This is a genomic window from Pantoea sp. SGAir0418, from assembly GCF_043529865.1.
In genome coordinates, this window is the sequence record NZ_CP027911.1 from 3370128 (window position 1) to 3382436 (window position 12309).

Consider the following 12309-nt stretch of genomic DNA (forward strand, 5'->3'; position numbering starts at 1 on the left):
AGAGTTGTTTGCTGTACTCGACTCACATCCGGCGCACCGTTATGGCTTCTCTCACTTTGTGGAGTAAGTCTGATGAAGTCGCTGATCCCACTCTTGTTCCTTTGCTCAATATCTCCCGGTTTTGCCGCCATCACCGTGTTCACCACGGCTGGCCATCCGGCCATTAATGCTGATGCCGATACGCGCATAGTGTTTCTCGATGCGCCCGATCGGCAACAGAATGCAATGTTTGGCCAGCTCAGCAGTGAACCCGCAGCTGCTGCGCAGGATGCCAAAAGCGGCCTGCAGCGCATGAGCGCGGATCAACAGCAGCAGTTGGTGGAAGCCTGGCGCGGCGTTATCGCGGCGTGGAAGTTGGGAATTGAAAAATACCCGGCGGTGGTCTTCGATGATGTGGACGTGGTGTATGGCACAACCGATGTGGACCTGGCGAAAAACATCCGGGCACAAGGTGGCCACCCATGATGCGCGCGAAGCTGGCCACTACCGCGCTGCTGTTTGCCGCGATGCAACCGGCAGCCGAATCCGCGATCACCAGCGCGCAGATCATCGCCAGCGCGGTGTCGCCGTCCTGCATCAGTTGGCGAGTCAGCGGCATCTGTTACTGGCTGTTCTGCACACCGTGGGGCTGCAAGGTGCGCACATCGGTTAAAGTGACGCACTTTATCCCGGAAGCAGTGGTTTCAACGTATGCCCAACCCGGCGCGAATCCCTGGAAGGAAATGGCGTTCGTCAGTCAGACGGCTGGCGGGCTTGAAAACGGTATGTACGGCGTGCAAGCCGGTGGCGGCAATGAGGAGCTGAAAGCGCCGGGTAAACGTAAAACCAATCTGCACTTCAAATACGCTGACGCAATTGGCCATCCGGCTACTTCGCTGATTGGCGGCAGCATCTCCGGCTACTCCTGCGAGAGCGCAGCGACGCCACTGAATCCTTATTTACTCAGTACACTCGATACGCTGGCGTGGCGCAGCGGCATACCTGAATCGCTTTACCCGGAAGCACTGGTGCCAGGCATGCGCGAAATCGGCAGCCAGGCAACGGCCAATATGTGGAGCAACGTCTATCCGCGATCGGGCTTTGTTACGCAGACCGATGACGACAAAGCCGCCGCCGTGGTGGCGCAGCGCGTAGCCGACATCATCACCCGCACCGGCCAGCCGCACGTCTATCAAACCCTCAAAGGAAATCCTTCTCCCGGCTACTGGCCGCCCGGGCCGGTTGAGGAAAATACCGGATTCAAAAACCACAAATGGCAGAGGTTGTCTCCGCAGCTCAGCGAAAACTGCGCCGTATTCCCGGATGGCAACTTCACTGCAGCCGTTGATGGAAATCAAGCCTTCGCGCTCTGGCAGCCTTACAGCTGTTGTAAACGACGCGGCCAGACCTTCCTTTACAGCACCGATTTTGGAGGTGAATCATGATCGCGCGCATCTGGTTTACGGCGTCTGCGTTGCTGATCGCAACCAGCGCCCAGGCGTTTGACGTTTCACTGCCGCAGGTTCAGGACAGCAGCATGGGTTATGGCAAGAGTGCCAGCGGCGCGGTTTCGGACAAGTTGTTTTATACCCTCGGCGGCGGCTCGGTGATATCGCAACCGGCGACGCGCAGCAACATGCGCAAGCTGGGGCTGGACGTTGGCTGGAGTTCAGATCTGCAGTGCGGCAACTTCGACCTGAAAACCACTGTCGGCAATCAGCTCAATGGGATGACCAACGGCTTCAAAAACCTGATGGGCGATGTGGTTCAGGGTGCAACCGGCGCAGTGGCCAGTTTGCCCGCGATGGTGATCCAGCGCGCTAATCCCGGCCTGTATGAAATGCTCACCAACGGTGTGCTGCAGGCCAATGTGGCATTCGACAAAGCTCAGCTCAATTGCCAGAACATGGCGAAGCGCATGGTGGATTTCTCCGACTCCAGCAAGTGGACGCAGCAGGCCGCGATGGATGAGTACAAAAAGCTGGTAAACAGCGGCGATGCGGATGCGATACGCGTGAACGATGCCGGTGAAAAAGTGACGGGAGAATCAGGCAGCAACTGGGTTGGCGGTGAAAAACGCGGTGGTCGCGGCCAGCGCGCGATCCGTCCGACTCATGACCTGTCTGCCGCTGGCTACAACATGATGAATAATCTGCCGGTCAACAGCACCGGCAGCGTCAGCGGCGACAGCTGCACGGGTGGCAGCTGCGGTAAGTTCTCCAGCTCCGAAGAAGCAGCGGCTGCAGTGGTAAAAGTGCTGGGCGATCGCTCGATTCGCACCTGTAAAGATGCCGCGCAATGCACCGATGGCGATATCGATCAGCAACCTGGCGCCAGCGTCGCCGGAACCGGCTTTTCACCGATGCTGGAAGAAGCCACGCGCATCAATGGCGAGCAACTGGTGAAGCTGGTTAATGGTGCGGAAAAACCCAACGCCGAGAACCTGGCGAAATTGCGCACCGGCAGTCTGGCGATCACCAGCGGTGTGATCAAAGCGCTACAGCGCGACCCGGACAATGCGGCGCTGGTTGGCCGTCTGGCGGGTGAACTGGCAATGGCTGACACTGTTGAAACTGCGCTGCTGATGCGCCGCATGATCGTGACCGGCCAATCGGAGCCGAATGCAGCCGCAATGCCTGAAGCGCTGCAGGAAGGCGATCGCCGCGTGGAGTCGCTCGATCGGGAAATCAATGCGCTCAAGAATGAAATGGAGCTGAAGCGCGAACTGGCGCGTAACTCCGTGCTGACCATCATTGACCGCGAAAACAATCGCGCCACAACGAATCCGCAGCGCCAGCCGCATGAGAACACTGATTCGCGCTTCAATCAGCTTTCCGCGCCATCCGGGGAGGAGTGAGATGCGTAAATTCCTGAAGGTTCTCGCGTGCATGGTGTCGTTCACTGCGATTTTCTGCGTAGTGATTGCGACGGTAATGTCAGCCAGCGAGTCACCGGATGCACCGGCACAGTTGATGCGCTGGTTTGAGAAAACATGGGTGCTCTGGCTGACGTGGCGGCTGATTATCTATGCGGTGACGGCTTACTTCACCTTCCAGTGCTGGCAGCGCAAGAAATCAGATCCCGTGTGGCGGCGCGCCATTCTGCGCATTGGCGGCATTGGCGCGCTCTATATCGCCATTATGGAATGGGTGCTTTATGCCTCAACGGGAGGCCACTGATGACGACGAATAGCTATCTGGAATTTTTCCTCACCCTGCTGGGTTGGATCATCAACAACGGCATCTGGAATCTGCTGATCGCCACCGGTCTGTTCGAGCTGCCTTTGGTGTTCAAAGTGGTGGGGATCTGGCTCAAGGTGCGCGAAGAAGGCGATGACGAAGGCAATAAAGGCAAGCTTTCATTGCCGCGCATCGAGAACGCGCTCTACAGCGCGTTTTTTGTGATGCTGATTTGCTGCCTGCCGATCATCAACGTCAGCCTAGACAGCATTCAATACGATGAATCCCGCTCCAAGAGCTGCGGCACCTGGACGCCCAAAGCGCCAGATAAAAGCGGTTATTCGACGATCATCAGCAGCATGGACGGGCAAACGGCAGCAGCGCCAATTTGGTGGGTGCTGATGCACAAGCTGTCCAAAGGCATCACTCAGGCAGCTGTGGCCACCATTCCCTGCCGCCCGGATTTACGTCAGCTGCGCTTTGAAGTTCAGCACACCCGCATCAGTAATCCGGCGCTCGCCGCCGAACTGCAGGACTTCACTAACGATTGCTATGCACTGGCGCTCTACCTATGGAAGCAACAGGATCAGGGGCAAACGAAAGAAGAAGACGAGCTACGCGATGTTGAGTGGTTGGGTAGCAGTACATTTTTGAACGGCAGCGGCTATTACGATCAGCTGCAGTCGAAGACGCCACGCGCGTCATTCCCCTGGAACGAGAGCCGCGACAGCGGCAGACCGGACACCGGGCGCGGCGGCTATCCAACCTGCCGCGAATGGTGGTCCAGCGCTGACACCGGATTGGAGGCGCGTGTAGTCGATCAGGCGTCACCTGGCATGTGGCTGCGCATGTCAGCTGCATTGAAAATGATGGGCAAGGACAACACCGAATACAAAGAGAGCATTGTTCGCCGCCTTGTGAGCCCGGAGAGTTTGACCGTTTCGCAGAATGGCCGCACCTATGCCGGTTATGGCGGCAATGCTGATTTCACGTTGGATAACTCCGCCAGCCGCATTGGTGGTATTGCGGGAATGTCATTAGGCAGCTTAGCTGCGTTTCCGGCATTCGATGCGATGCGCCAGGCATTACCGATGGTTCAGGCTTTATTATTGATGGCCATTTACGTGATGCTTCCATTGATATTGGCGTTCGGTAGTTATGAATTTAAAACTGTTATTACCGTCAGCTTTGTGGTGTTCGCGCTTAATTTCCTGACATTCTGGTGGGAACTGGCGCGCTGGCTGGATAGCTGGCTGATGGAAGCCCTTTATAGTTCTGATACGCATAGCCGCTGGAATGCGGCTGGCTTCCAGAATAGCTCTGATGATTTGATTATGAACTTTGTTATGGGGGCGATGTTTATTGTGTTGCCTGCGTTGTGGATGGCTGCATTTTCATGGGCAGGAATAAGAATTGGTGAAATAGCACGGATGGCAAGTGATGGTGCATCAAGTGTTAAAAATGCAGCTGGTAGTGCTGGTGAAACAATTAGCTCTAAAATCTCATAGTAAATTATGAGCCAGTTGAACCATCAGATCCATTAGAGCCATTGGAACCGTAATTGTGGTCATTTTCTTGTTTTTCTGCACCCTCTTTATTTGTAGAAGAAGGAAATACGTTTACTCCGCAGATTGCGGTTCCAATTGCTATTGAGATAGCCATAGCGAAAACACTACCTGAGATAATGCTCAAAGCTAAAAGTATTAGTAAAAATAGAAGCACTGTTTTTGCCAAATTAAACCGAACATTCAGCCTGCGGCTGACAGTCATCGATAGTGAACTTAAAGCAGCCGAAGACTTTCCAAATATCACATGAATGAAATTATGTTGTGACTTCCTGTTGTTGTTCATCACTTCCCCCATATGAAAATTCACCCTTTCGGTACAAATCTGCTGCCCATTGCAAGGCTTGCAATTTGATTTAAGTTTGACCATTTCTGGCGATATTGCTAGTGTTTTAATCGTTGCCATAGTTGTTTACGCAACCAACAAAGCCCTCATGACCTGAAAGGGGCACCCCAGCGGCGGTCATCAGCGAAAGTTTCAGCAGCCTGTGAGAAACGCCATTTGGCGGCTGCATCCGGGATAACCGGCAAAGCTACTCAACCTTTGCAAGTAGCGGGCAAAAGCAACGTCCAAGGTTTCCACTACATCACTACGGTTCAATAAACTTCATCCCATCGATACGAGCTACAGCGCACGGCCAGTTTGCGTGATCGTTTCCGCCATTTGGAACATTTGGCGACGAACGAACCTCGCAAATACAGGCAGAAGTTGCGCGGCGTCACTTGCGTTGGCGCGTAGCAACAACCAAGTGACGCGCGCAGCGCGTATACGTCAACACCACGTAATACGGACTTCTGCGACGACGCTTACCGTCTGACCAACACGTAATTCGTTATTACAACCATCAACCACCCCAGCATTCAGTGAACGTTGGCAACTTATTTGAGGAGAAATTCAACGCGATATCAAGGCGACGTCAGCGACCCTGACGGACGGAGGCGTCCTGAGAAATCAGGAACCGGCATTAGCCGCGATCAGCTCTGAGAGCTGTGGAGACCTCGCAACAACTCAACATTTCGCCGCCCCGATGCACAGATATCCGCTGAGACGCAGGAAGCGCAACCTGAAACCGTGCCGTCGGGGTAGAGATGTTTATTTGGAGGATGTATGTCGCGAGGAAATAAGCAGTTCAGCAAACAGCTGGTGACGTTGGCCAGACAATCTGGCGGCAGTTTTAAAACCGTTGCCGATCGTTCGCGCATAGCAGCACGGCTGGCCGAGCAGATGTTGAAACTCAATATCCAGATCAGGGACGTGAACCATATCAAGACCCATCACATCGAGCATTACGTGCGTAACCGTCTGGCGGATGATATCTCAAAACGCACGCTGCAGAACGAAATGGCGGCGCTGCGCGCGATTCTGACCACTGCAGGCAGAACTAAACTTGCCGATCCGAAGCATGAAAAGTTGAGTAACGATGCTCTCAATCTGTCAGGTGCCAGTCGAGCCGGATCAAAGACGGCGATTACGGACGAGCGCTTTCACGAGGCGCTCGCCCTCGTACGTAGTAAAGACGAAGGTGTCGCGTTGGCGATGGAGATTGCGCGTTATATCGGATTGCGAACGGAAGAAGCGGTGCAGTCGGCTAAATCACTAAAGACGTGGCAGCAGGCGCTGGCGCGTGGGGATGAACGGTTGCGCGTCGTGTTTGGTACGAAAGGTGGTAGACCGAGAGATACTACGGTCGTCAAGCGCGATGAACTGGTGCGAAGCTTGAATGCAGCAGTAGCGTATTCGGCAGAACATAGCGGCAAGTTAGTTGATACAGCTGGGCTTAGGAGCGCGATCGAGCGATACCGAAATGTGGTCAGAAATTCTGGACTAACGGGCAAAGAAGCACCGCATAGTTTGAGATATGCATATTCTCGAGAGGCTACCGAGTGGCATATGAAAAACGGCCTCAGCAGGAAGGAAGCTGAGGCGATGGTTTCGATGGATTTGGGACATGGGGACGGAAGAGGTAATTACATAGCTAAAATATATAACTTATAGTTTATTCCAAAATTTCAGTTCGGGTATCAGTAAGCTGTGGCTACTATTAGCGAGATCTTCTTTTTCTGTATTGCTCATAATTTGATACTTAATCAAGAGTGGTTTAAATGTATCTCCTCTCACAAATGAAGAATTATAAAAAAGTAGCACCAACTCTTGGTTTGATAATTGAGCGCAAATGAGCTTAATATAGAAATCCTTGTCGTTGTATTCTGACTTATCTACGAACCCCATTAAGTGATACAACCATCTAAAGTAATGACCAAGATGCCTTCCATATTCATCCCAGAATCGCTCATACTGAGAGCTCAAATAACCCCTATTAAATAAATCTTCAGAAAGCTCTATTTTTTTAAATTTATATTTTACTTTCAATGCATCATTCATGGTTTTAAATGTTGCCCGCCCGACAGTTTCTTCATCGCGCATTAATATTGGATTGTACTCGCTAACATTAATATCTTTAGTTATTTCATTAAGATGATTTAACATCTGAAAAAAATGATTTTCAAATACTTGACGCTTATTATTTGAGGACTGCTCTCTTAGGTTGATCAGTAGCCCAACAAATCCTAATGCAGTAAATAGGCATGTTATCACCCCGAAGCTATCTCCAAACATGCCAGCTCTTTCCATAGAATAAACATCAATGGGTCTTGTTTTATATAAAACAAAAATTGCATACAGTATCACTATTAATATAAGTATGATGTATAAATATCTTGGACCATATATTTGGAAATGTTTTTTCATGGGGTATGTCTTCCTTGCTTTAGTAATACATGTCAATTAATATCAAGAAAGTTTCGACAGCTTCACGGACCTGAAAGAAGCGCCAAAAGGTGGTCCCAATACTCGCACACCTTTAGAGCGGGTGCCATCCACGATGGTAAAGGTTCTCTCATCACATCGCCGCAAGGCTCGCATTACCCACCCTGACGGGGATTTTATCCCGTTAGCGGATAAATCCCCCATACAAACAATCTGGAGGATTTATTCATGGGCTATGTTCACTCATATCACCAAGTGAAGTCTGTACCCAACGATCAATGGCTGCTGTTGACCACTATGGTCGCCAACGTCTTTTTGCTTGCTCAAAACCGCTACGTACCCGGTTTTTTAACCCAATGGTCATTTGCACTGCTGACGGCAAATATCCGTTACTTAAACCTAGTGAACTGCTCGTTGAAGGACTCGATGGCCAACCGGCGATTACGTTCAACGGTGAAGAGCGCCTGGACTCGTCATATGAAACTTTTCACCTCGGCCAGCATTCATCGGGCTGCGGTTTCTGTAAAACCACGTTCCTTTGGAAACCATGCAGACCATACGATTTCTTGGTCAAAGCAACGTTGCTGATAGCACACCGCTTCTGTCCGGGATGCTACGACATAAACTCAGATGGCACGATGGATGAATGGGCCAACGTTCAGGTTTGGCTAACGCTCAACTTAGGCGGTAAGTGGCCAATCCCTGAATCCATCGCACAACAAGACGAATAATTTCGTCTTCATTTCACCAACCACCCTGTGGCGTATTTCTTCGCCATCAGGGGAAGAGATGCGCCTTTCGAGGAGTATCTTATGCCTACCAAACGCAAACCCCGTAAATCCCAAACCAATCACGTTGATCTATACCAGCAGGTGACTGACAGAATCGTCGCTTCAATTGAACGCGGTGTTTTGCCCTGGCGCAAACCCTGGCGAGACAGCAAGAGATCAGCAGAATCACCTATACCATCCAACGCTGCGACACGGCGACACTACAATGGCGTGAACATCATGCTGCTGTGGCTGTCGGCTGAGGAGCAAGGCTTTCAGTCCAACCGCTGGCTAACTTGGAAGCAGGCTCAGGCACTTGGCGGCCATGTTCGCAAAGGTGAGAAATCGACCATCGCAGTTTTCTTCAAGCCGTTTGAAGTCGAATCTACAGACAAAACTGGCCAGAAGCGTGTAAACGCACAAGGTGAAACCGTGATGGAACAACGCATCATGTTGCGTAGCATTCAGCTATTCAATGTGCAGCAGTGTGATGATTTGCCCAAGTCCTTTTCAGTACCAACCGTCGCACTCGACTACCAGGAAGATGACGAGTTAGATGCCGATACACATGGGCAAATGATTGAAATCCTAAATGCAACTGGCGTTAAGATCACTTCACTTGAGCAGAACCGCGCGTATTACAACTCTGCAGCTGACCGAATTGTTTTGCCGAAAATGTCGCAGTTCTTTACCAGCGCAGATTACTGGTCAACTCTGCTGCATGAACTGGTGCATTCAAGCGGCCATCATAAGCGCCTGAACCGGGAAGGCATTACTTCGACAACGCGAAAGTTTGGCGATCCCATCTATGCGTTTGAGGAGCTGATTGCTGAATTGGGCAGTGCTTTTCTCTGCGCGCAGCTTGGTGTGTATGGCGAAGTGCAGCACGACAGCTATATCGATCACTGGTTGAAGATATTGAAGTCGGACAAGAAAGCGCTGTTCCGCGCTTGTCGTCAGGCTCGTGAGGCATCGGAATATTTGCTTCAGCCGCTTGGCGAACAAGTTGAAGAAGACGCAGCCTGAAACCAAACCATCCTCTTCTGAGGATGGTTTCTTTTTTTTGAGCGGCAATTAAATCGCATTTTCCAAAAATGATTTTAAGCTGTGATTACTTGCAGTCTGGAACGATAGTGCCTCCGATCTGGAGGTGAAACATGTTCCCAAAACTACAAAATAGATTCAGACGCAGCACCTTTCAGCCATCGTTGCCGGTTAAACGACAAGGCTACTTCACACCGCAAAACCATCAGCTGCTGCTGGGCACGCCATCGCGCCAGGCTCTGCTGAAAAAAATCTGGCAGAACTCGTTGCTGACCAAATCCGCCTATGACGAATTTTGCCTGCAACCGCTTCAAACTTTGGCCGAGCGTTATCAAAATTTGCCTGCAGTGCGTATCGCGGACTGGAATATCGAAGGTGGATTACTGGATCTCACTCTGCAGCTAATCGTTACCACGCTGCAGTTATCGAAAGGCATGGTGTTTCCTGCCAGTGCTGCACCTGAAGATCAGGCCGCGCAGTCCAGCCATTGGAACTGCGTCGTATTTTGGCTGGCTCTTTACCGGCACGTTCCCGAGTTACTTTGCATTGAAGCTGAACTGGAAGATGGCCAAATCTGGTATCCACTATCGAACGCGCCGGGTATGCAATATCGCTTCAAAGTGAACCCGCAACCCGAATTACCAACAAAAGACAACATTATCCGGCTGGCATTTGCTGCCTCAATGTTGCCTAAAAGCGCGATAAATTGGATGGAAAAACTGCCCAATGTGAGAGATTGCCTGTTTCTTGAACTGGCCGGAATTAATTCCGCAGAAAAGCAGGTCCATTTATTACTGAATAAAGCGCAACTGAATTCAGTGCCACGTGAATTACATTCCGTAGAAATAGTTCAGGAAAATGGGTCAGATTCATATGCGGAAAAAGTTAACGATCAACCCGCAGAAATCCCCGTGGAATGGTATAGCGACACTACTCATGACGAATACATTAATCAGGGTTATGTTATTGAAAGTGGCTATTTAGCTACTGCTGAAATAGAAAATAGCCGCTACAGCTCTGAAAATATCGATCATGGTTCTGATATAGATAAGTTTTACATCCAGAATGGTAGTCAAGTTAGTGCGAATAATTCTGATAATGCACAAAACCAAGCCTACGGATCTTCTGAAAGTGATGAAAAATACGTCAACAAAGTTTACCTAACGCAGCGGCGTGATCCAGAATCGATCCCCGTCACACCTGAGAACACCTCACAGATTTCTAAGAAACAGATTGGCGAGGCGTTTTGGTCCTGGCTGGTTGAGGGTCTCGAAAAAGGAACGATAGCGTGCAATGAAGCAGATTCACGCGTGCAACTGGTCGCTGGTTTTGTTTTCCTGCTTGTACCGGGCATATTTTATCGATATCTGAAGCAAACCGGTCAGTCTGCTGATGAACGTGAAAACGTTCAGGCAGGGTTTGAAAGACTTAACCGACATCGGCGTAACAACGGCAAGCGTTTTACGTTTGCCACTCTCTACAACAGTGCCGACCGTAACGGCCCTTATAAACGTGTGAAAGGCTATCTGGTCAAATCCACGATGATCATCCGTAGTTCTGATGTGCCGGATGATAGTCAGTTCCTCGTGGTTCCCTGACGCTTTTCTGGAAGGTGTATGGAGGAGAGCTGCTGCCCAAAGGGTGGTATTTTAATTGCTGATCGAAGGAAAGGTTATGAGTCAGGTTGATAGCGATACAAGCTGGGATTCGTTGTTGGATGAATATTTTTTCGTAAAATTTCTTCGCCCCCATACGGAGTGGAGTTACCGAAAAGTAGTCAATGGTTTTAGGAAATATTATGGGCTTGATAGAACGCTCAGTGAGATAACTCGGCGCGATGTTCAGGAATGGCGACGGCATGTTATTAATGTGGAAGGTTCATCTGCCGTCACCTGGAATAACAAAGTAGCTCACATGCGTGCCATCATTAATTATGCCATGAAAGCGAACCTCATCCCTCAGACTGAAAACCCGTTTAATGAGGTTTTAGTCCGGGCTGATAACAAGCGTAAAAAAACATTATCTAAAACGCAGCTGACCCGTGTCTATCTTCTAATGCAGCAGCATGTTGATTTAGACACTGATCTTTCAATAGCTGAGATGAAGCGCTGTGCATTGCATCCGGCATGGTTCTGGACCACAGTTTTGGACACTTTGCGCTATACCGGCATGCGCATAAATCAATTGATGCATGTGAGGTTGATGGATATTAATCTTGAAGAGAACTGGATCGAGCTGCGCCTCGACGGCAGTAAAACGCACAGAGAGTGGCGTGTTCCAATTGTTGGTCCATTAAAACCTCAGCTGCAACTACTGATTAAGCGGGCAATTGAAAATGGTGCCGAATCAATTAGCGCTATTTTTGATGTTAATAGGTTCTTAGGTACTGAGAAAGATAGAGAAAATCTACCGCCGGTTGCCACACTACAGCCGGTAAAATCATTTTTTCGACGATTATCTAAAGAGTGTGGCTTTGCTGTTTCTCCCCATCGTTTCAGGCATACATTAGCGACTGAGCTTATGAAATCACCTGATCGAAATTTACAGATGGTTAAAGGATTGTTAGGGCATAGGAGTATTACCACGACGATGGGATATATCGATATTAATTTGGACGTGACATGTAGAACGCTGGAGTCTGAATTGGGTTTATATTTAGACAAGCATTCAATCAGATAAAAACTTTAGGCGCATTATACAATAAGTAATGCGCCTATTTATCTTTGGATTAAAAAATTAAACTAATAGCCTGAGTCGTCCATTTTGAACTCAAAAAATCGTTCGTGAATACTACTGCATTGCCTGGGATGGTATTGTTGGCTACTTCGTAATTTCATTCCGCTCTCGACGAAAACCCAATTAAATCAACGCCAACTCCCATTTTATTACATTATCAGAGCGGATTTACCATTTTGAAGTACACTTCAATTTACTAATCTGTATATGAAAATTAAGTGGTAGACGTTCATAAGTTATTAATCCTCCCAACGTGAACAATACACACA

Annotated in this window: 12 protein-coding genes; 10 read left to right on the forward strand and 2 right to left on the reverse strand. The window is 49.7% G+C overall.

Translation table 11 applies throughout. The features are described from left to right. The first annotated feature begins 72 nt into the window (after positions 1-72). From C1N84_RS15790 to C1N84_RS15810, 5 genes are read left to right on the forward strand one after another with little or no spacing between them, the layout of a single operon-like run. On the forward strand, positions 73-465 hold the full coding sequence (locus C1N84_RS15790) for a TIGR03757 family integrating conjugative element protein (RefSeq protein ID WP_058959253.1): 393 nt from the start codon (positions 73-75) through the stop codon (positions 463-465). Next, positions 462-1424, forward strand: coding sequence for a TIGR03756 family integrating conjugative element protein (locus C1N84_RS15795; protein ID WP_264441652.1), 963 nt, complete (start codon positions 462-464; stop codon positions 1422-1424). Before C1N84_RS15790 ends, C1N84_RS15795 begins: the two co-directional genes overlap by 4 nt. After that, a complete protein-coding gene (locus C1N84_RS15800) occupies positions 1421-2836 on the forward strand; it encodes an integrating conjugative element protein (protein ID WP_058959251.1) in 1416 nt (471 codons plus the stop codon). Before C1N84_RS15795 ends, C1N84_RS15800 begins: the two co-directional genes overlap by 4 nt. Before the next feature lie 31 nt (positions 2837-2867). Next, positions 2868-3158, forward strand: coding sequence for a hypothetical protein (locus tag C1N84_RS15805; protein WP_264441653.1), 291 nt, complete (start codon positions 2868-2870; stop codon positions 3156-3158). Next, on the forward strand, positions 3158-4666 hold the full coding sequence (locus C1N84_RS15810) for a conjugal transfer protein TraG N-terminal domain-containing protein (protein WP_264441654.1): 1509 nt from the start codon (positions 3158-3160) through the stop codon (positions 4664-4666). The genes C1N84_RS15805 and C1N84_RS15810 overlap by 1 nt, the downstream gene beginning before the upstream one ends. A gap of 4 nt (positions 4667-4670) precedes the next feature. Here the strand turns inward: C1N84_RS15810 and C1N84_RS15815 are convergent, their stop codons facing one another. Next, positions 4671-5129, reverse strand: coding sequence for a hypothetical protein (locus C1N84_RS15815; RefSeq protein WP_264441655.1), 459 nt, complete (start codon positions 5127-5129; stop codon positions 4671-4673). Positions 5130-5831: 702 nt separating this feature from the next. Here C1N84_RS15815 and C1N84_RS15820 point away from each other — a divergent pair. Continuing rightward, entirely contained in the window at positions 5832-6719 is an 888-nt protein-coding gene (locus C1N84_RS15820) for an integrase domain-containing protein (RefSeq protein ID WP_394541667.1), read from the forward strand. Here C1N84_RS15820 and C1N84_RS15825 read toward each other — a convergent pair. Continuing rightward, the gene (locus C1N84_RS15825) at positions 6714-7472 is read right to left on the reverse strand and encodes a putative phage abortive infection protein (RefSeq protein ID WP_337023993.1); all 759 of its coding nucleotides are present in this window, start codon (positions 7470-7472) and stop codon (positions 6714-6716) included. The genes C1N84_RS15820 and C1N84_RS15825 overlap by 6 nt on opposite strands. 246 nt (positions 7473-7718) lie before the next feature. Here C1N84_RS15825 and C1N84_RS15830 point away from each other — a divergent pair, with 246 nt between their 5' ends. The 4 genes from C1N84_RS15830 to C1N84_RS15845 all read left to right on the forward strand — a co-directional run bounded on the left by C1N84_RS15830 (position 7719) and on the right by C1N84_RS15845 (position 11983). Further along, complete coding sequence (locus C1N84_RS15830; protein ID WP_264441657.1) at positions 7719-8078, forward strand: hypothetical protein; 360 nt, start codon at positions 7719-7721, stop codon at positions 8076-8078. Positions 8079-8302: 224 nt separating this feature from the next. Then, complete coding sequence (locus tag C1N84_RS15835; RefSeq protein ID WP_058959244.1) at positions 8303-9286, forward strand: ArdC family protein; 984 nt, start codon at positions 8303-8305, stop codon at positions 9284-9286. 131 nt (positions 9287-9417) lie between these two features. Beyond that, positions 9418-10902, forward strand: coding sequence for a TraI domain-containing protein (locus tag C1N84_RS15840; protein ID WP_058959243.1), 1485 nt, complete (start codon positions 9418-9420; stop codon positions 10900-10902). Between the two features lie 76 nt (positions 10903-10978). Then, entirely contained in the window at positions 10979-11983 is a 1005-nt protein-coding gene (locus tag C1N84_RS15845; protein ID WP_058959242.1) for a tyrosine-type recombinase/integrase, read from the forward strand. Positions 11984-12309: the final 326 nt, after the last annotated feature.